Origin of the sequence: Sinorhizobium sp. P24N7 (assembly GCF_042436655.1) — a bacterium.
Lineage (GTDB): Bacteria > Pseudomonadota > Alphaproteobacteria > Rhizobiales > Rhizobiaceae > Sinorhizobium > Sinorhizobium meliloti_A.
The window spans coordinates 1-20045 of sequence record NZ_JBHMIW010000030.1 but is presented as its reverse complement, the minus strand read 5'-3'; the positions used below and the strand labels follow the sequence as shown (position 1 = coordinate 20045).

At 62.4% G+C, this 20045-nt stretch carries 19 protein-coding genes; 10 read left to right on the top strand and 9 right to left on the bottom strand.

The genetic code is table 11. From position 1 onward, the window contains the following. Window positions 1–25 precede the first annotated feature (25 nt). Window positions 26–1240, bottom strand: coding sequence for an NADP-dependent isocitrate dehydrogenase (locus ACFHWW_RS33050; RefSeq protein ID WP_010969471.1), 1215 nt, complete (start codon window positions 1238–1240; stop codon window positions 26–28). Between the two features lie 306 nt (window positions 1241–1546). Here ACFHWW_RS33050 and ACFHWW_RS33045 point away from each other — a divergent pair, with 306 nt between their 5' ends. The 8 genes from ACFHWW_RS33045 (at window position 1547) to ACFHWW_RS33010 (ending at window position 10763) form a co-directional block, all read left to right on the top strand. Beyond that, on the top strand, window positions 1547–3562 hold the full coding sequence (locus ACFHWW_RS33045) for an FUSC family protein (protein WP_379943536.1): 2016 nt from the start codon (window positions 1547–1549) through the stop codon (window positions 3560–3562). Window positions 3563–3612: 50 nt separating this feature from the next. Further along, a complete protein-coding gene (locus tag ACFHWW_RS33040) occupies window positions 3613–4443 on the top strand; it encodes an RNA methyltransferase (RefSeq protein WP_379943534.1) in 831 nt (276 codons plus the stop codon). Continuing rightward, window positions 4430–5263 carry a glutamate racemase gene (gene murI / locus ACFHWW_RS33035; protein WP_379943532.1) on the top strand — a complete coding sequence of 278 codons (834 nt, stop codon included), beginning with the start codon at window positions 4430–4432 and terminating at the stop codon, window positions 5261–5263. Before ACFHWW_RS33040 ends, murI begins: the two co-directional genes overlap by 14 nt. A 167-nt stretch (window positions 5264–5430) precedes the next feature. Beyond that, on the top strand, window positions 5431–6945 hold the full coding sequence (locus ACFHWW_RS33030; RefSeq protein WP_379943530.1) for a helicase HerA domain-containing protein: 1515 nt from the start codon (window positions 5431–5433) through the stop codon (window positions 6943–6945). A gap of 253 nt (window positions 6946–7198) precedes the next feature. Then, window positions 7199–7816 (top strand): 30S ribosomal protein S4, encoded by a 618-nt coding sequence (gene rpsD / locus ACFHWW_RS33025; RefSeq protein WP_003533017.1) that lies wholly within the window; start codon window positions 7199–7201, stop codon window positions 7814–7816. 144 nt (window positions 7817–7960) lie between these two features. Beyond that, window positions 7961–8908: a glutaminase gene (locus ACFHWW_RS33020; protein WP_018095095.1), complete on the top strand. Its 948-nt coding sequence runs from the start codon at window positions 7961–7963 to the stop codon at window positions 8906–8908. Between the two features lie 149 nt (window positions 8909–9057). Beyond that, window positions 9058–9942: a tRNA 2-thiocytidine(32) synthetase TtcA gene (ttcA, locus tag ACFHWW_RS33015; RefSeq protein ID WP_100673138.1), complete on the top strand. Its 885-nt coding sequence runs from the start codon at window positions 9058–9060 to the stop codon at window positions 9940–9942. Next, the gene (locus ACFHWW_RS33010; RefSeq protein WP_018095093.1) at window positions 9939–10763 is read left to right on the top strand and encodes an inositol monophosphatase family protein; all 825 of its coding nucleotides are present in this window, start codon (window positions 9939–9941) and stop codon (window positions 10761–10763) included. The genes ttcA and ACFHWW_RS33010 overlap by 4 nt, the downstream gene beginning before the upstream one ends. Window positions 10764–10875: 112 nt before the next feature. Here the strand turns inward: ACFHWW_RS33010 and ACFHWW_RS33005 are convergent, their stop codons facing one another. From ACFHWW_RS33005 to ACFHWW_RS32970, 8 genes are all read right to left on the bottom strand, one after another. Beyond that, entirely contained in the window at window positions 10876–12189 is a 1314-nt protein-coding gene (locus ACFHWW_RS33005) for a multidrug effflux MFS transporter (protein ID WP_275597849.1), read from the bottom strand. A 57-nt stretch (window positions 12190–12246) separates the two neighbouring features. Beyond that, on the bottom strand, window positions 12247–13494 hold the full coding sequence (locus ACFHWW_RS33000) for a multidrug effflux MFS transporter (protein ID WP_275597850.1): 1248 nt from the start codon (window positions 13492–13494) through the stop codon (window positions 12247–12249). A 336-nt stretch (window positions 13495–13830) separates the two neighbouring features. Beyond that, window positions 13831–14166 carry a Grx4 family monothiol glutaredoxin gene (gene grxD, locus ACFHWW_RS32995; protein WP_100673141.1) on the bottom strand — a complete coding sequence of 112 codons (336 nt, stop codon included), beginning with the start codon at window positions 14164–14166 and terminating at the stop codon, window positions 13831–13833. A gap of 159 nt (window positions 14167–14325) precedes the next feature. Then, window positions 14326–14568 carry a hypothetical protein gene (locus ACFHWW_RS32990; RefSeq protein WP_100673142.1) on the bottom strand — a complete coding sequence of 81 codons (243 nt, stop codon included), beginning with the start codon at window positions 14566–14568 and terminating at the stop codon, window positions 14326–14328. A 7-nt stretch (window positions 14569–14575) separates the two neighbouring features. Continuing rightward, a complete protein-coding gene (locus ACFHWW_RS32985) occupies window positions 14576–14809 on the bottom strand; it encodes a BolA/IbaG family iron-sulfur metabolism protein (RefSeq protein WP_003531391.1) in 234 nt (77 codons plus the stop codon). A gap of 123 nt (window positions 14810–14932) precedes the next feature. Then, on the bottom strand, window positions 14933–17164 hold the full coding sequence (gene purL / locus ACFHWW_RS32980; protein ID WP_379943525.1) for a phosphoribosylformylglycinamidine synthase subunit PurL: 2232 nt from the start codon (window positions 17162–17164) through the stop codon (window positions 14933–14935). A gap of 182 nt (window positions 17165–17346) precedes the next feature. Beyond that, entirely contained in the window at window positions 17347–17934 is a 588-nt protein-coding gene (locus ACFHWW_RS32975) for an acyloxyacyl hydrolase (protein ID WP_379943523.1), read from the bottom strand. 90 nt (window positions 17935–18024) lie between these two features. Next, complete coding sequence (locus ACFHWW_RS32970) at window positions 18025–19443, bottom strand: PLP-dependent aminotransferase family protein (protein ID WP_018095084.1); 1419 nt, start codon at window positions 19441–19443, stop codon at window positions 18025–18027. Between the two features lie 82 nt (window positions 19444–19525). Between ACFHWW_RS32970 and ACFHWW_RS32965 the strand changes: the two genes are divergently transcribed. Continuing rightward, a complete protein-coding gene (locus tag ACFHWW_RS32965; RefSeq protein ID WP_234841310.1) occupies window positions 19526–19768 on the top strand; it encodes a DUF1127 domain-containing protein in 243 nt (80 codons plus the stop codon). Between the two features lie 199 nt (window positions 19769–19967). Beyond that, window positions 19968–20045, top strand: a 78-nt coding sequence (locus tag ACFHWW_RS32960; RefSeq protein ID WP_379943559.1) for a GIY-YIG nuclease family protein, incomplete at its 3' end; no start/stop codon positions are given.

Below are 20045 nucleotides of genomic sequence, written 5' to 3'. Positions count from 1 at the left end.
CAGTTGTGGTAGTCGGGCTGGCCGTTTAGGCGGCCATTGCCTTCCTGAGGTTCTCGTCGATCTTGTCGAGGAAGCCGGTGGTCGACAGCCAGGGCTGGTCGGGGCCGATGAGGAGTGCCAAGTCCTTGGTCATGAAGCCCGATTCGACCGTATCGACGCAGACGCGCTCCAGCGTTTCGGAAAACTTCGCGAGTTCGGCGTTGCCGTCGAGCTTGGCGCGGTGGGCGAGGCCGCGGGTCCAGGCGAAGATCGAGGCGATCGAGTTGGTCGAGGTTTCTTCGCCTTTCTGGTGCTGGCGGTAGTGGCGCGTCACCGTACCGTGGGCGGCTTCCGCCTCGACCGTCTTTCCGTCCGGCGTCATCAGCACCGAGGTCATCAGGCCGAGCGAGCCGAAGCCCTGCGCGACGATGTCGGACTGCACGTCGCCGTCATAGTTCTTGCACGCCCAGACATAGCCGCCGGACCACTTCAGCGCCGAGGCGACCATGTCGTCGATCAGGCGGTGTTCGTACCAGAGCTTCTCGGCCTTGAACTGGGCGGCGAATTCCTCGTCGAACACCTTCTGGAAGATATCCTTGAAGCGACCGTCATAGGCCTTCAGGATCGTGTTCTTGGTCGAAAGGTAGACCGGAACCTTGCGCTGCAGGCCGTAGTTGAACGAGGCGCGCGCGAATTCGGTGATCGATTCGTCCAGGTTGTACATGGCGAGTGCCACGCCGGCGCCCGGCGCGTCGTAAACGTCATGCTCGATCGTCTGGCCGTCTTCGCCGACGAACTTGATCGAGAGCTTGCCCTTGCCCGGGAATTTGAAATCGGTTGCGCGGTACTGATCGCCGAAGGCGTGGCGGCCGACGATGATCGGCTTGGTCCAGCCGGGAACGAGGCGCGGCACGTTCTTGCAGATGATCGGCTCGCGGAAGATGACGCCGCCGAGGATGTTGCGGATCGTGCCGTTCGGCGACTTCCACATCTTCTTCAGCTTGAACTCCTCGACGCGGCCTTCGTCCGGCGTGATCGTGGCGCATTTGACCCCGACACCGTGTTTCTTGATGGCGTTTGCGGCGTCGATCGTCACCTGGTCGTCAGTTGCATCACGGTTTTCGACGCCGAGGTCGTAATATTCGAGATCGAGGTCGAGATAAGGATGGATCAGCTTGTCCTTGATGAACTGCCAGATGATGCGGGTCATCTCGTCGCCGTCGAGTTCGACGACCGGATTGGCGACCTTGATCTTTGCCATTGATATGCCTCGTAGCTTGCGGAACACCGCGTGCGGCATTCCGACGGTGGGAGAAATCCAGAGCCCTATAGCACTGTGAGGCAGCAAGGCAAAGCATGCTTGGCCGAAACTTTGGACCAAGGCGGCGAGCTCGGAATCGGCCGGTCGCGCCCGGTCTTCAGACCGGGGGCCGGTCACCTCACGTCTTTGAAAAGACCGCGCGAAAGGCTATTTCAGAAATCGAGCGGCGGCGTGCTTCAACTGTTTTTGCGCGTCGTCATCCCACAAACGCTGCACGCTGCGGGCGTGCGGATAGGCAGAGGCGCCATGACGTTCAGGCTTCGCTTCCGGGACTGGCTGCTGGCCAATGATCCGGCCTTTTCCCGGCTGCGGCAGGCGTCCCGCATAACGGCGACGGTGGTGATCTCGGTTGCTCTGCTGATCGCCTTCCATTTCATCGCCACACCGCTGCCGCCGGCCGCCTATGGGCTTGCGATAACGCTTTCGATCGAAGGCGGCCTGGCGGTTCGCGACCGGACAGCCTCGGAACAACTGGTCACGCGTATTCTGGCGGTCGTCACGGGCGTTGCGATGGTCACGCTCGCCTCTACGCTGGAACGCTACCGGCACGTTTCCGATCTCGTTTTTCTCGTGGTGATCTTCGTAGCCGTCTATGGCCGCGCCTTCGGTCAGCGGTGGTTCGCCGTCGGCATGTTCGCCTTCATGTCCTATTTCACCGGAGCCTATCTGCGCCCGTCGCTGGATCAGTTGCCGGCGCTGGTTCTCGGTGCCGGGATCTCGGCGGCGACCGCGCATCTTGTCCGAACCGTCCTTCTTCCGGACGACCGCTACCGTGATCTCCTGAGGGCGATCGCGAGCGTCCAGCAGAGGGTGGATGAAATCCTTCATGAGATCGCAGCGGCTGCGCGCAGGCCCATTCTCAAGGCTGCCGATCGCCGCAGGCTGCACGCGCTGGAGGAGAGGTTGAAGGAAGCTGTGCTGATGGCGGAGAGCTTCATTGCGACGGACAACCGTCGCCCGGCGCCGGAACCCGGCGTCGTCTCTGCGGACCTCGCCATCGGGCTCTTCGACATTCATCTTGCGGCCGAGAGCGTGATCGTGCTCAGCCTTCAGGCAATGCCGCCTGCGATAGTTGTCGACGCAGCCCTGGCGAAAAATGCGGACGAGATAGAACGGGGAATGCAGTCGCTGGGCGAGGCGAATGTCAGGCAGTTCGAGGCGGCCAGGGCTCTGCTTTGGCTTCATACGGTTCGAGATCGCCTCGATCGCAGTCTGGGCGCCCTCAAGGAGGCCGACCTCGATGAACCGCATCCGGTGCCATCTCCTGTGCCCTTGGCGGCAGTGGCTCGCTTTTCCATGGCCGACCCGGCTTTACGGAGCGCGATCCAGATTACCCTCGCCTCGGGCATCGCAATGGTGTTCGGCCTGATGCTTTCACGCGAGCGCTGGTTCTGGGCGGTTCTCGCTGCGTTCCTCGTCTTCACCAATACGCGCTCCCGGGGTGATACCGCAGTGAAGGCTTTGCAGCGGTCGGCCGGCACATTGGCGGGCATCGTCGTCGGACTTGCGGCGGCAAGCGCGATCGGCGGGACTGTCTATATAGTCCTGCCCCTGGGTGCGGCCTGCATCTTTCTGGCCTTCTATTTCCTCCCGGTCTCCTACGCGAGCATGACTTTCTTCGTCTCGGTCGTCCTCTCTCTCGCCTACAGCCTGCTCGGCGTTTTGACGCCGCAGCTTCTGGAGCTACGTCTCGAGGAGACCCTTGTCGGCTCAATCGCCGGCGCGGCGGTGGCTTTCGTCGTGTTTCCGACGAAGACCCGCACGACGCTCGATGGGGCGATCAGAAACTGGTGCGACAAGCTCGCCGAATTGCTGGAGGAGGCAAGGAGGGGAACGTCAGGCCTTGATCTCGTCAGCCGGTCACAGTCGCTCGACCGCGCCTACAGGGACCTGGCCGCTGCCGCCAAACCCCTCGGCGTCTCCTGGCAGCTCGTCACCCGCCCGGGGCATGTGCGCCAGACCCTGGCGGTGTTCATGGGCTGCACCTATTGGGCGCGCATATTCGCGCGAAAGATGTCGCAGGCCGCGGAAAGCCCGGATGACTGCGCGGCGCAGATCGCGGAAAATCTGAAGCTCGCAAGCAAGGTGCGCGAAACCGGAGCGGACTATTTCTACCGGTCCCGGAGCGTCGCTGCGCCGGTCGAGCGTCATCTGCCGGTATCGCGCGACGACGCAGGCCTTGGACTGGAGATGGTTGCCGTTTCGCTCGAGCGTCTTCATTCGCCGCGCGTGCGGCCCGCCGGGCAGGAGCGCGGGCTTTAAATCCGCCTCCATATATGCGAGGGAAGCGCCGAACAGAAGGCACACAGGCGATGGCAGGCACAAACAGCGAACGCGAACTTTTGACGGAAGGTCCGGCGATCATTCTCGCCTTTCCCCAGCTCGGCGAGAATATCGGCATGGTGGCGCGCGCCATGGCGAATTTCGGCCTGTCCGAACTGCGCCTCGTCAGCCCGCGCGATGGCTGGCCGAGTGAAAAGGCACGCTCCGCCGCCAGCCGCGCCGATCACGTGATCGACGGCGCCAAGCTTTACGACACGCTCGAAGAGGCGCTCGCCGACCTCAATTTCGTCTACGCGACCACCGCGCGCGACCGCGACGGCTTCAAACCCGTGCGCTCGCCGATCGTCGCCGCCCGGGAACTCCGTCACCGGTTCAAGGAGGGCGAGAAGGTCGGCATCATTTTCGGCCGCGAGCGCACCGGACTGACCAATGCCGAGGTCGCGCTTGCCGACGAGATCGTGACCTTCCCGGTCAATCCCGCCTTCGCTTCGCTGAACCTCGCCCAGGCAGTGCTGCTCATGTCCTATGAGTGGCTGAAGACCGGCATGACCTCCGAGGACGAGACATCTTTCCAGGCGAGCCAGCAGCGCCCGGCGACGAAGGAGCAGTTGCATGGGCTCTGCGAGCATCTGGAAGAGGCACTCGACGCGCGCAACTATTTCCGTTCCGCCGACAAAAAGCCGAAATTGGTCGAGAATCTGCGCGCGGTTCTGACCAGACCATCCTTTACCGAATCGGAAATCCAGGTGCTGCGCGGCGTCATTTCTTCGCTCGACCGTTTCACGCGCGAAAATCCGCGTGGCTCCGCAGCTCCGCCCGGGCATAGCAGGAAAGAACAGAGCGGCGGTGACAAAGACTGAGCTGAAGCCCATTCTCGTCTTCGACAGCGGGATCGGTGGCCTGACGGTGCTGCGCGAGGCGCGCGTGCTGATGCCGGAGCGGCATTTCATCTACGTCGCCGACGATGCCGGTTTTCCCTATGGTGGCTGGGAGGAGGGCGCTCTGAAGGAGCGGGTGATCGCTCTATTCGGTGGGCTGCTTGCCGAGCATGATCCGGAAATCTGCATCATCGCCTGCAATACGGCATTCACGCTCGTCGGCGCGGATCTGCGCGCCGCCTATCCGCAGATGACCTTCGTCGGCACCGTTCCGGCCATCAAGCCTGCGGCCGAGCGCACCCGTTCCGGCCTCGTGTCGGTGCTTGCGACTCCGGGAACCGTGAAGCGCGCCTACACCCGCGATCTCATCCAGTCCTTCGCCTCGCAATGTCACGTCAGACTGGTCGGTTCGGAGAACCTCGCGCGCATGGCGGAAGCCTATATTCGCGGCGACGCATTGGGTGACGAGGCGGTTCTCGCCGAGATCGCGCCCTGCTTCGTGGAGGCGGAGGGAAAGAGAACCGATATCGTCGTGCTGGCCTGCACGCACTATCCTTTCATGGCCAATGTTTTCCGCCGGCTGGCGCCCTGGCCGGTAGACTGGCTGGATCCGGCCGAAGCGATCGCGAGGCGGGCTCGCTCGCTGGTGCCGCTGCCGAACGGGTTCGAGCCATTGAACGGCGAGGACCCGGCGATCTTCACATCGGGCAATCCCGATTTCGCGACACGCCGTCTGATGCAAGGCTTCGGCTTGAGCGTTGCCGCTGCCGCAACTGCGGACAGGCGCGAAGCGGTCACCTGAATCGGCGCACGACATTGCTGCGCATGTCCGAGAGCGGCATTCGAGCGCCAACTATTCCCTGTGGGTTTCCATAATCGGCGGCACGTTCGAGCGCGATCCATGCTAGGTGTTGCCCGTTTTGGCGACCCGTCCGCGGCCGCGAATCAACCCGTCACGAAGAGGTAAGGATGAAAGTCGGCATCGACATGGGAACGACGTCCGAAGGGACTTCGGCCTCGCTCGATATCGAAGAGCTTCTGGCGACGCGTCTTCTCGTGCAGGGCAATTCCGGCTCCGGCAAGTCGCATCTGCTCCGCCGTCTGCTGGAACAATCCGCGCCTTGGGTGCAGCAGTGCATCATCGATCCGGAAGGCGATTTCGTCACGCTTGCCGACAAGTTCGGCCATGTGGTGATCGAGGGGGAGCGTACCGATGCGGAGCTCATCGGCATCGCCACCCGCATCCGCCAGTACCGCGTTTCCTGCGTGCTTTCGCTCGAAGGGCTGGATGTCGAGCAGCAGATGCGCAGCGCCGGCGTGTTTCTGAATGCAATGTTCGATGCGGACCGGGAATATTGGTATCCCGTTCTGGTGGTCGTCGACGAGGCGCAGATGTTCGCACCGTCCGTCGGCGGCGACGTTTCGGAGGAAATACGCAAGGTCTCGCTCGGCGCAATGACCAATCTCATGTGCCGCGGCCGTAAGCGCGGGCTTGCCGGCGTCATCGCCACGCAGCGCCTCGCCAAGCTCGCCAAGAACGTGGCGGCAGAGGCCTCGAACTTCCTGATGGGACGCACCTTCCTCGACATCGATATGCTGCGCGCCGCCGATCTGCTCGGCATGGACCGGCGCACCGCCGAGATGTTTCGCGACCTGAAGCGCGGCTCATTCGTGGCGCTCGGTCCCGCGCTTTCCCGCCGGCCGTTGAGGGTGACGATCGGTTCGGTCGAGACCTCGGCACGGTCGATGAGCCCGAAGCTGATGCCGCTGCCCGAAGCGCCGCAGGACGTGGCGGACCTGATCTTCACGCCCGACCCGGAGGAATTCACCCGCCCGGTTGTCCGCCGCACAGCGCCGCAGCCGCGCCCCGCGAGCGATATTCTCGCGGAGCTGTCGCGGCCAAGGCCCGAGCCCGCAGCGCCCGTGGAAGCCAAGCCGGTGCAACCGGAAATCTCGGCGGAGGAGCGGGAGGCGCTGATCGGCAGCCTCTTTGCCGAAATCGTCGCAAATCCGGAAGCCGCGTTCAGGCCCGATGCTGAGCTCTACCAGGACTTTCTCGTTCGCTGCCGCATTCGCCGCGTCCCCGGACCCGCGCTCTCCTTGAGCGCATTCCGCCGCAAGATGGCCGTCGCCCGATCGGGCATCGATGCCGAGACGGCGGAAAGCGAGGATTGGGCCTCGGCGCTTGGGCTGGCCGACCGGGTGACGGAAGACCTGCAGGCAGTCTTCCTGATGCTGGCACAGGCGGCCCTGCGCGGGCTGCCTTGTCCGTCGGACGCTATGATTGCCCGCGCCTACGGAACGCATTCGGCCCGTCGCGCACGGCGATTGCTCGGTTATTTCGAAGAGCAGGGGCTTGTCGTGGTGCATGCGGATTTCTCCGGCAAGCGCATCGTCGCTTTCCCGGATCTCGGCAAGGAAACGGCTCCGGGCGACGCCAATGCCCCGGACGCGGGCGATTCAACGCGCGCGGCCGCCGAGTGAATTTGCATTCGGAAGCGCGGCTGAATTTGCCATTGTTCCTGTCATATTCCGTTGACAATTCGCCGCCCAGTGCTTAAAGACCCGCTCAACGCCGGGCAGTGATGCCCGGTGTTTCATTTGACATGTCCCGTGGTTTCTCCGGCAGCGTGATCGTGAGAGGCCTGTCAGAGCCCCTAAAATGGGTTCAGAGGAGGGCGTGTTTCCTTGATCCGGTTTGGCAGCAAACCGGTGTAACACTTTGAAAGGAAATGCGATGAGCAAGCGCGAGTCGTCCAAGTACAAAATTGATCGCCGTATGGGCGAAAATATCTGGGGCCGTCCGAAGTCCCCGGTGAACCGTCGCGAATATGGCCCGGGCCAGCACGGCCAGCGCCGCAAGTCCAAGCTTTCCGACTTCGGCGTGCAGCTGCGCGCCAAGCAGAAGCTGAAGGGCTACTACGGCGATATCCGTGAAAAGCAGTTCCGTGCGATCTTCGCCGAAGCATCGCGCCGTAAGGGCGACACCCCGGAGAACCTGGTCGGCCTGCTCGAATCGCGCCTCGACGCGATCGTTTACCGCGCCAAGTTCGTTCCGACCGTTTTCGCCGCGCGCCAGTTCGTCAACCATGGCCACGTCAAGGTCAACGGCGTTCGCGTGAACATCGGTTCCTATCGCTGCAAGCCGGGCGACGTTATCGAAGTCAAAGAAAAATCGAAGCAGCTCGTTACGGTTCTCGAAGCCGTACAGCTCGCCGAGCGTGACGTTCCTGATTACATCGAAGCCGATCACAACAAGATGGTCGCGACCTTCGTTCGCGTTCCCGCGCTCTCGGACGTGCCGTACCCGGTCGTCATGGAGCCGCACCTGGTCGTCGAATTTTATTCGCGTTAATCAGGGCTCGCCTGAACGAATTGGAAAACCGCCCGGAGACGGGCGGTTTTTTTGTACGAAGTTGCCGGACGAATCCCATAGACTGGAGGCGGGTGCAGGACGGCGTGTCCTGAACGAGACCGCTTCCGAAGTGAGAAGTGCCGTATGCGCGAGCCGAAACCGCAAGAAGACCTCCAGGCGATCATCGACGACATCTTTCTGGAACTGACGCCGCGCCTCGGCGAAGGGAAGGTTGCGGATTATATTCCACAGCTAGCACGCGTCGATGCCCGTCACTTCGGCATGGCGATCGTCACAACCGGCGGCAAGGTCTATCGCGCCGGCGATGCGGAGATGCCGTTCTCCATTCAGAGCATCTCCAAGGTGTTCACGCTCACGCTGGCGCTGGGCAAACACGGCGAAAACATCTGGAACCGGGTGGGGCGCGAGCCTTCGGGCTCGGCCTTCAACTCGATCGTGCAGCTCGAGCATGAGGGTGGTAAGCCGCGCAACCCCTTCATCAATGCCGGCGCGATCAGGATAAGCGACCTCATTCTCGCCGGCCACACGCCGAAGGAACTGATCGGAGAGATCGTTCGCTTCGTTCGTTATCTCGCGGATGACGAGGACATCGTGATCGACCACGAAGTCGCACGCTCGGAGACCGCGACCGGTTACCGCAACATCGCGCTTGCGAATTTCATGCGGTCCTTCGGCCGGCTCGATCATCCGGTCGAGCACGTGCTCGGCGTCTATTTCCATCATTGCGCGCTCGCGATGACCTGTAGCCAGCTCGCCAAGGCCGGCCTGTTTCTGGCAGCCGGCGGCACCAACCCGCTGACCGGCCACTCGGTCGTGTCGCGCCAGCGCGCGCGGCGCATCAATGCGCTTATGCTCACCTGCGGCCATTATGACGGCTCCGGCGATTTTGCCTATCGCGTCGGTCTGCCGGGGAAGAGCGGCGTCGGCGGCGGCATCATGGCGGTGGCGCCGGGCAAGGCGTCTATCGCCGTCTGGTCGCCGGGGCTCAACGAATACGGCAATTCGCTGCTGGGGTCGCTGGCGCTCGAAATGCTGGCTGCGCGTACGGGTTGGTCGGTGTTCGGGCCGTAAGCGCGCGGAAAGTAGCCGCCCCTGTACCCTTCACAGGACGCCACGGGCCCGCATGCCCGTTTTTTCTTGATCTTCCCGGCCGGACGGGGCAAGTGCTGCTTCAGAAAACGAAGCGCCACCTGCGCTCTGCACAATCCGAGATTGCCGCCATGGAAGTCGCACAATCCTCCCCGGACGAAACAGACAGCGTCATTCCCGATGACGCCGCCTTCGAAGGTGCGGCCCATCCGCTTTTTTCGCGCATGCCGTCCTCCGTCTCCTTCAACAAGCTGCGCAAGCGCCTGCTCAGGCAGGTGCGCCAGACGCTCGACGATTTCGGCATGCTCAAGGGCTCCAGACGCTGGCTTGTCGGCGTGTCGGGTGGAAAGGACAGCTACAGCCTGCTGGCGCTGCTGATGGACCTGCAGTGGCGGGGTCTGCTTCCCGTCGAAATCGTCGCCTGCAATCTGGATCAGGGGCAGCCGAACTTTCCGAAGCATGTCCTGCCCGACTATCTCCGGTCCATCGGCGTCGAGCACCGCATCGAATACCGCGACACCTATTCGATAGTGAAAGAGAAGGTGCCGGCGGGCGCGACCTATTGTTCGCTCTGTTCACGGCTGCGGCGCGGCAATCTTTATCGCATCGCCCGGGAGGAGGGCTGCGACGCATTGGTGCTTGGCCATCATCGGGAAGACATCCTCGAAACCTTTTTCATGAACTTTTTCCATGGCGGGCGCCTGGCGTCGATGCCGGCAAAGCTTCTCAACGACGAGGGCGATCTGATGGTTCTGCGGCCGCTTGCCTATGCGGCAGAGGACGATCTGGCGAAGTTCGCCGCGGCCATGGAGTTCCCGATCATCCCCTGCGACCTCTGTGGCTCGCAGGATGGGCTCGAGCGCAATGCAATGAAGGCGATGCTTGCGGATATCGAGCGGCGCATGCCGGGCCGCAAGGACACGATGCTGCGCGCGCTCGGACACGTGAACGCCTCGCATCTGCTCGATCCGAAGCTTTTCGACTTCCAATCCCTCTCTCCGGAGCCCAAAGAATGAGCCATTCCGTCGACATCGCCGCACTTGCCAACCTGCTGCAGGAAGCGGCGGTAAAGGAAATCCTCCCGCGCTTTCGCAATCTCGGCTCCGGCGATGTGCGGATGAAATCGGAAGCGATCGACCTGGTGACGGAAGGCGACGAGGCCGCCGAGAGGCTGATCAAGGCGAATATAGACGCGATTGCGCCGGGGGCCGTGTTCATCGGCGAGGAATCCGTCGCCGCCGATCCGGCGCTCCTCGACAAGCTCGCCGGTGCAGATCTCGCGATCGTCGTCGATCCGATCGACGGCACCTTCAATTTCGCAGCCGGCCTGCCGCTCTTCGGAGTGATGGCGAGCGTCGTTGCCGGGGGAGAGACCGTCGCAGGGATCATCTACGATCCGCTCGGCAACGACTGGGTCATCGCCGAGCGGGGCTCCGGCGCGTGGATGTGCCGGCCCGACGGGACGCAGGAGAGACTGTCGGTCACAGCCGGGGTCACCGTCGACAACATGGTGGGCGTCGCATCGGCCGGGTTTTACGCGCAGGCCGAGCGCCGCATCGTCATGGGCAATATGGCGAAGGTCCGGATGGCCACGAGCTATCGCTGCGCGGCGCATGAATACCGAATCTTTGCCGGCGGTCATCTGCACTTCCTGATGTATCAGAAGCTTATGCCCTGGGACCACCTTGCCGGCACCCTGATCGCCGAAGAGGCCGGCGCCTATGCGGCCCGTTTCGACGGCTCGCGTTATCTGCCCGCGCACACGAACGGCGGGCTGCTTCTGGCGACCGACAAGGAGAGCTGGGAGGAGTTGCGGCGGGAGGTCTTCACCGTCTGATCTGAAAGCGCTTTCGAACGACAGAGGCCGCCCGGTTTTCCGGGCGGCCTCTGTCGTTAGACCCGATGCACCCTCCGGACGGAAGACCGCTACACAGTTTCCTGGAAGTGCTCTAAAGGTGTCCGCCGCCGTGTTCGTGCGTCCCATCGCTGTCGCCCGGATGGGTGAACAGCTTTCCATTTTCCGCCCAGAGCGTTGCGAGGATGGTCAGCACGCCGAACAGGGCGTAGCCGCCGAAGAGCGGCTGCAGCGTGCCGTTGAAGAGCTGGCCGACGGCACCGCCGATCAGCGCACCGCCGGTGGTGGAGACGAAACCGGTGACGGCGGTTGCCGTGCCCGCCAGATGTCCCATCGGCTCGAGGCTGATGGCCGTGAAGTTGGTGGCGATGACGGCGAAGAACATCAGCAATAACGAAAACAGGAGATAGCTGATGGCGAAGGCCGGAGTGCCCGCGAGCGACAGGACGTAACCGGTCGCAGCAAAGAGGGTGAAGAGGATCATCGCGGCATGCGAGATGCGTCGCATGCCGAAACTGCGCACGAAATAGCCGTTGGCGAAGTTCGCGACCGCTATCCCGCCGGCGGTGCCTGCAAAGGCGATAGGCATCCAGTCACTGAGGTTGTAGACCTCGCCGAAGACCTGCTGAACGCTGACGACATAGGCGCAAATGACGGCGGTAAACAGGGTCATTCCGATCATGTAGCCGCAGGTGATGCGGTTCGTGAGCACCGTGCGGAAGCCGGAAAGGACCGCTCCCACCGAAAGCGGCAGACGTTCCTCCTTCGGCAGGGACTCCTTCATCCGGGTCAGCGCCCAGACGAACAGGGCGGTGCCGACCACGCCGATCAAGATGAAGATCCAGTGCCAGTCGGCATAGGCGATAACCACTTGGCCAAGTGTCGGGGCGACGATCGGCACGATCATGAAGACGATCATCACATAGGACATGACGCGCGCCATGTCGCGGCCGCCGAAACAGTCGCGGACGATCGCCATGGTCGTGATGCGGACGGCGGCACCGCCGATCCCCTGGATGAAGCGGAGCAGGAGCAGCGTCTCTATGCTTTCGACCCAGGAGGCGGCGAACATCGACACGCTGAAGAGTGCAAGGCCGCAAAGGAGAACGGACCGGCGCCCGAAGGCATCCGAAAGGCTCCCGAAGAATATCTGGGAGAGGCCGAAGCCGAGAAAGAAGACGCCGATCACGAGTTGCGTATCGTTGGCGTTGGCAACGTTGAGCGTCTGGCCGATGCTCGGCAGAGCCGGCAGCATGCTGTCGATCGCGAGCGCAATGCTCGCGGTCATGACTGCAATGGTGACGATGAATTCGACAAGGCCCATTCCGAGACGCGCGGCGCCCGAAGCCTGATCGGCATGGCCCGATGATTGTTCACCAAGCGAAGATTGTTGGGAAACGGAAGTCATGTTCAAAACATCCAAAATGGACTGGGAGGAAAAATCGGTGGCCTCGAGCCGATCCGGCTAGCCTGCCGGATTGTGCGGTTTGAAGAGCTTGCCGCCCTCTGCGATCAGCACGCAGACAAGCGCCACGAGTGCGACCGTGAAGAAGCCGACCGCAAGGGGCGTGACGCTGTTATCGAATGCCTGGCCGATGAACGCGCCGATGATTCCGCCGCCGATCGTCTGCGTGAAGCCGAGAACGGATGAGGCGGTGCCGGCAACGTGGCCGAGCGGTTCCATCGCCATGGCGTTGAAGTTGGCGGCGATCAGCCCGAACTGGAACATGGTGGCGGCATGAAGGAGCATGAAGACCGGCAAAGGCAGCGGCCCGATCAATGAAGCCGACATCCAGATGAAACTTGCCAGGGTGAAGCCGAGAAGCGCGGCGTGCGACAATGCCCGCATGCCGAACGTCCGGACAAGTCGCGAATTGGTAAAGGAGGCGACCGCCATCATGCCGGCGAAAGCGGCGAATACTGCCGGAAACCAGACGCCCAGGCCATAGACGCCGACGAGAATTTGTTGCGCCGAGTTGATGAAACCGAAGAGACCGCCAAGGAGAGCCGACGTCGCGAGCGTATAGAACAGCGCCAGCCGGTTCGTCAGCACGATGCGGAAGCCCGCAAGTATGGACGAGGCCGTGAAGGGGCGCCGGTTGGCGGGGGCCAAAGTCTCACGAAGGCGCAAGGCGACCGGAAGCGCTACGGCAACCGCGAACAGTGCGATCACGACGAAGATCATGTGCCATTCGGAAAAGAGCATGATCAATTGTCCGATGCTCGGCGCGATGACCGGGACGATCATGAACACCATCATTACCAGCGACATGATCTCGGCCATCTGCCGCCCGCCATAGACATCGCGCACGATGGAAACGGTGATGACGCGGGTTGCCGCCGCGCCTATGCCCTGGACGAGCCGAAGGAAGAGGAGTGTCGTGAAGGTCGGTACGAAGACGATCGCGAGAGCGCTGACGCCGTAAAGGGCCAGCCCGCCCAACAAGGGTGCCTTTCGCCCGAAGCGGTCGGACAGGGGGCCGAAGAACAGTTGCGCGAACCCCATGCCGAGCAGGTAGGCGGTTATGACGTATTGCCGATGGTTCTCATCGGCCACGCCGAGGCTCGCGCCGATTTCCTGCAGCCCGGGCAACATGATGTCGATCGAGATCGCATTGATGGACATCAGCATGGCCATCAATGCAATGAACTGGACTTTCGTCAGCCCGGAGAGGGTGGCGGCTTGGTCTATGGGCCTTGTCATTTCATACATCCTGCCGGCTGCCGCTTTCCCGGAGCCGGTTCTTTGCCACGCCGAGCCAGTGCGTGGCACGTTTCGCAATGATTTGGATCTGCTGAATAAATTCAGTCTTTTGTTGTGTCGGATCGAAGAAGGACGCAGTACTCGCCGGCGGAAGAGGCCGCACCCTTGGGCAGGGCTGCGTACGAGACCGCGCGGCCGGTCGTCCATGACGCCCATGACTGGCGTGAATTTCGCCGCCCGCTCATGAAGCGTATCGAACATTAGGCGCGCGGCATATTGCTTCGGAATCAAAAAAGGCGGTTACCCGCCTTTTCCGATCATCGCAAAGATGCGGTTCGGAGGGTGTTAGGCGGCGCCCTTGACGGAAATACCCTGTCCCTGAAGAAGCGTCTGCAACTCGCCCGCCTGGAACATCTCCCGCACGATGTCGCAACCGCCGACGAACTCGCCCTTTACGTAAAGCTGCGGAATGGTCGGCCAATTGGAATAATCCTTGATGCCCTGACGCAGATCGGCATCGGCGAGCACGTTGATGCCCTTATAGTCGACGCCGACGTAATCCAGGATCTGCACCACCTGGCCGGAGAAACCGCACTGCGGAAACTGCGGCGTTCCCTTCATGAAAAGAACGACGTCGTTGCTCTTGACCTCGTTATCGATGAAATCGCTGATTCCGCTCATCTTGTCTTCCTTCCTGCGCCGGTTTCAAGGACCGGATATCGATTGGGGTCTAGATAGCACGCATGGACGTGGTTTTCACCACCCAATCGCAAAATTATTGATGGTCCCTCAAAGTTCGGCTTCCGCACCACTATCCGCGGGACACGAGGGCTAGGGGATCTAGGCCGAGCGGCGGCGCAGTTTGCTCCGGGAAGCCGCGGTCCGGCGACGGCTCACCTGCTTCTTTGCCGGTTTACGCAAGGCCGCCTCGACGATGTCAGCCAGTATGCCGCCAGACTTGGCTTTCCTGCTTCGCCGTTTCGCCCGTTTGGCCGCGGTTCCGGTCGCTCTGGTTTTCTTGAGGATCTCTTTCAATGCGCTGTCAACGACCCCGCTTACGAGCTCCTTGATCAGGTCGACCATTTCCGCCTCACTCCGGCGCGCTGGTTTGAAGGGCGAGCGCATGCAGAATGCCGCCCATGTTGCCCTTCAGGGCGTTGTAGACCATCTGGTGCTGCTGCACGCGCGTCTTGCCACGAAACGCTTCGGCCACGACTTCGGCGGCATAGTGGTCGCCGTCACCGGCCAGATCACGAATCGTGACCTTTGCGCCGGGAATCCCGGCCTTGATCATGTCTTCGATATCGCCTGGTGCCATGGGCATGATACGCCAACTCCCTTGTAATTTTGCGGCGCGGCGGCATTGCCGCCGCCCGCTATGAACTAAAGGGAACACGATTCAGGGGCCGAAGGCAAATGCTGTTTCGGCCGTCTGCCGGCCGGCGGGTCAATTGTCCGGTGCGAGATCGCCACCCATGTAATTGGGGAACCACGCCTCATGTGCGGAACGCAATTCGTCGACGGATACGGGCCTGGCGTTTCCGAGCTGCACCGCATTTCCGCCTGTCCTGCCGATCACCGGCAGCGCAACGCCGGCGGCTTTTGCCCGCGCGGCCACCGTCTCGGCCGAACCCTCCGCGACGGTTACGACATAGCGCCCCTGGTCTTCGCCGTAGAAGACCGGGATCGGGTCGTGTTCCGGCGGTGTATCGATCGTCGCGCCGATGCCGGAAGCGATGGCCATCTCGGCCACGGCGAGCGCAAGTCCGCCCGAGGAGCAGTCGTGCACGGCCGTAACCAGGCCGTCCTCGATCAATCCGCGAACGAAATCGCCGACCTTGCGTTCATGGCCGAGGTCGACATGCGGCGCGGGACCGTCGGTGCGGCCATGGATGTCGCGCATGTAGACCGACTGGCCGATATGCGTTCCCCAGCTCTGCGGAGCACCGGCGAGGAGGATGGTCTCGTTCGCCGCAGCAAAGCGAATCCGCGCCATCTTCGACCAGTCGCGGACGAGGCCGACGCCTCCGATGGTAGGGGTCGGCAGGATCGCCTGGCCGTTGGTCTCGTTGTAGAGCGAGACGTTGCCGGAGACGATCGGGAAGTCGAGTGCCTGGCAGGCTTCGCCGATACCTTTGATCGCATGGACGAGCTGGCTCATGATCTCCGGCCGTTCGGGATTGCCGAAGTTCAAATTATCTGTGGCGGCGAGTGGCAGCGCGCCGGTCGCAGTCAGGTTGCGCCAGCACTCGGCGACCGCCTGCTTGCCGCCCTCGAACGGATCGGCTTCGACGTAGCGCGGCGTAACGTCCGAAGAAAAGGCAAGTGCCTTGGTCTCGTGGCCCTCGACGCGGATTACGCCGGCGTCACCGCCCGGAAGCTGCAGCGAATTACCCTGGATCAGCGTGTCATACTGCTCATAGACCCAGCGGCGCGAGGAATTGTTGGCGGAACCGACAAGCTTCAGAAGCGCATCGGAAACATCAGCCTGCGGAATGTCGTTGGTGGCGAGCGGCGAGGGTGTCCTTGCCGGCGTCCAGGGGCGGTCGTATTCCGGCGCCTCGTCTCCGAGTTCCTTGATCGGCAGGTTCGCGACTTCTTCGCCCTGGTGCAGAATGCGGAAACGCAGGTCGTCGGTGGTCTTGCCGACGATCGCGAAATCGAGGCCCCATTTGACGAAGATGGCCTTGGCTTCCTCTTCCTTTTCCGGGCGCAGCACCATCAGCATGCGCTCCTGGCTTTCCGAAAGCATCATCTCATAGGCCGTCATGCGCTCTTCGCGCACCGGCACCTTGTCGAGATCGAGTTCGATGCCGAGATCGCCCTTGGCGCCCATTTCGACGGCCGAGCAGGTGAGGCCGGCAGCGCCCATGTCCTGGATCGCAATGACCGCACCGGTCTGCATCAGCTCCAGGCAGGCTTCGAGCAGGCACTTCTCGGTGAAGGGATCGCCAACCTGAACGGTCGGGCGCTTCTCCTCGATCGACTCGTCGAACTCGGCCGACGCCATCGTCGCCCCGCCGACACCGTCGCGTCCGGTCTTGGCGCCGAGATAGACGACCGGGAGGCCGACGCCTTCCGCCTTCGAGTAGAAGATCGCGTCGGTCTTGGCGAGCCCCGCAGCGAAGGCATTGACGAGGATGTTGCCATTGTAGCGCGCGTCGAACTCGACTTCGCCGCCGACCGTCGGCACGCCGAAGGAATTGCCGTAGCCGCCGACGCCTGCGACGACGCCCGAGACGAGGTGGCGGGTCTTCGGGTGATCCGGTGAACCGAAGCGCAGCGCGTTCATCGCCGCTACCGGACGCGCACCCATCGTGAAGACATCACGCAGGATGCCGCCGACGCCCGTTGCCGCTCCCTGGTAGGGCTCGATGTAGGAGGGGTGGTTGTGGCTCTCCATCTTGAAGACGACGCAGTCACCGTCGTCGATATCGACCACGCCGGCGTTCTCGCCCGGGCCCTGGATGACGCGAGGCCCCTTGGTCGGGAGCGTGCGAAGCCATTTCTTCGAGGATTTGTACGAGCAATGCTCGTTCCACATGGCGGAGAAGATGCCAAGCTCCGTAAAGGTCGGCTCGCGCCCGATCAGGTTCAGGATGCGTTCGTATTCGTCGGGCTTGAGCCCGTGCGAGGCGATCAGGTCCGGGGTGATGGGGCGGGTGTTGGAAATCGTCATCGTCGACCGTCAAATCCTTCGGGCGGCGCGCAACCCTGGCTTCAAAGGGAAGGCGCGTGCGTACCGCAACGTAACAGGGGCGCTTTGCGGCTTCTTTAGCCTATGCTGCGGCGCGGCGCGACAGAAAAATACGGTCGATCAACAGGGCGGCAGCCCGGATTTCAGCCCGTCGGAGCGGGACTCTAGAACTGGTAGCCGAGCATCAGCCCGGCGCGCGTGAGCCCGTCGTTCGGGCCGTCGCAGAGGTTGGCATTGGACGCATGCTCGACCGTGGCCGAGAGATTCCAGTGATCGTCGAAACGGTAGCCCGCTGCTGCATATTCGCGAAACAGCAGTCTGCAGCCGAGTTTCGGTCCGTCCGATCCATCGTCATTGAGATCGCCGTCATGCACCGTGCCGCCGGCGCCGAGCTCGATGAAGAAGCGCTCGGTGATGTCGGCATTCCAACTCAAGCCGGCGTAGATTTCGTTTACGCCGCTGGACGAGGTCGCGACGGACGCGCCGGCATGGATCCGCGGCCGCAGGATTTTCTCGACAAGACCGCTTGCGCTGCCGGCGCCGAGCGGATCGAAGAACAATGTAGCGGAGGGGAAGACCCCGCCTTCCTGATTTGAGCCGTTGCCGATCGAGGTCGTAGCGCCGAACCGCAATTCATCGAAGACACCTTCTGCTGCACCGGCCTGAGAACCGATGAGTGCGCTCGAAAGCGTCAGGGCTGCTGCAACGAATGTAAACGGTCCCCGACCTGCAAACGAGCGGAAATCCTTCATGCCCAAACCTTCCAGTGCGAATCAATTCTGCGGGATAAAAAGCAAGAATAGATTGCCGAGGCTTGTGCGAAAGTCACCTCTAAAAAGTAATCAATCGAAACTGTCGTATCCGGCGCGCCCGCTATCGAGGAGACGGCGCAGTATTTCGAAGCCTCTTCGTACCTCGGATCGTTCGATTGGCGAGGAGAAACCGACGCGGATACGGTGAAAAACCCGGTCGGAGCGTCCGGCCTTGAATTCATCCTCGTCGTCGATGAGCACGCCCTCCTGCAGGGCGGCCTGCTTGAAGGTTCCGGAAAGCCAGGGCTCGGGCAGCTTCAGCCAGAAAAACGGAATCTTCGGATGCGAGTTGAAATCGAAGCCCGTGAAGATCTCGCGCGCCAGAGCTTCGCGTGCGCCTATTTCCTCGACGCCGCGATTGCGCAATACCGACGCCGATCCGGAGAGGACCAGACGGGCGCAAAGCTCCGCGAGAATGAAAGGCAGGCCGCCGCTCACCATCTTGTGGGCTACGCGGATGCGCTGGCTGAAATGCGGCGGGCAGGCGACCCAGCCGCCGCGTACGCCGGCAGCAACGGACTTCGAAAGTCCGCCGACGAGGAAGGTTCGCTCGGGCGCAAGTTCCATCAGCAATGGCAGCGGGTCCCCGGTCATGGAACCGTAGAGATTGTCCTCGACCAGCCAGACGCCGTATTTGCGCGCGATGTCGGCGATTGCCTGACGCCGGTCGAGCGGCATGACCGCCACCGTAGGGTTCTGCGCGCCGGGCATCAGAAAGGCGAGTTTCGGGTGCTGCTGGGCACAGACACGCTCGAAATCTTCCGGCCGCATTCCGAATTCGTCGCTTTCCACCAGCGCGATCCGCCGGCCGATGAGGCCCGCGCTGCGGCTTATCTGGGAATAGGTCAGCGTCTCGAAGGCGATGCGGTCGCCCGGGGAGGTGACGGCCGAGATCACCGCGACGACTGCGGCATGAGCCCCAAGCGTCGGGACGACCGTTTCCGGCCCGGGCCGGAAATTGCCGCGTGCCAGCCATTGAGATCCAGCCTCGAACCAATGATCCGGAAAGTTGCGGGCATAGCTCGCAATGTCCCCGTGATGCTCGCGGCTGATGTCTCCGAGCAATTGCGCCAGGATGTCGCCCTGTCCGATATCAGGAGCGGCGGTGCTGTCGAAGCGGAGCTTGCCGGCTGGAGCTATGAGCGGGCGCGTCCCTGAAAGCGACGTCGTCAGCGGATCCGACTGCTCCGGCGGCCGGCTTTCCGGATGATCGAGAACGTAGGTGCCGCGGCCGACCTCGCCGCTGACCAGGCCACGCTCGCGGACAATGCCGTAGGCGCGCCCGATCGTGCCGATCGTGACCCCTACATCGAAGGCGAGATTGCGCTGGGGCGGCAGCTTCGTACCCGCGGGCAGGGTGCCGTTGCCGATCGCCTCTTCGATCTGGTCGGCGATGCGCGCGTAAAGCGGCCCGTGACCTTGTTCAATGTCGGGAAGCCAAGTTGTCATAGTGACAATTCTCTATATTGCGCGACATTTCATGTCAATTATCTCTATGGCAGCAGATGCAATGCGAGCAATGGTGATGACAATGGGTGCAATTGATGCAATTCAGCCCCGGGAGTGCAATGCGCGGCCACCGGCCCGCTTCGGCATTGATTCACGAAGTGGCGCGGGAAACCTGTTGTCGCGGCTTTGGCAGCTTTATTGCAAACTGGCGTCCAAGAGGCGCAGCCGTCTGGCGCTCGACGAACTGAGCACGCATCTGCTCGACGATATCGGTGTGAGCGAAAAAGAGGCGCGGCGTGAATCGGCCGTCCCTTTCTGGCGGTAGGTGTCCGGCGATTGCTTTCCTCCCTGTCCCGTCACGGGGATGAGAGCGGCGCCGCGTCTGCGGCGCGAAAGAGTCCTTCCAGTCCAATGACTTGGTCCGGCTGGATTCCTGTGACAAGCACAGGAATGAGGGCCGGGGAGGTTTGGGCGCTACAACTTCTGCTTGCGAATATGCGAGAGAATGGTCAACCTTTCACGCAATGAAAGGTTACGTCTACATTCTCGCATCGAAGCGAAACGGGACGCTGTACACGGGCGTGACCCGGGACCTGCCGCGC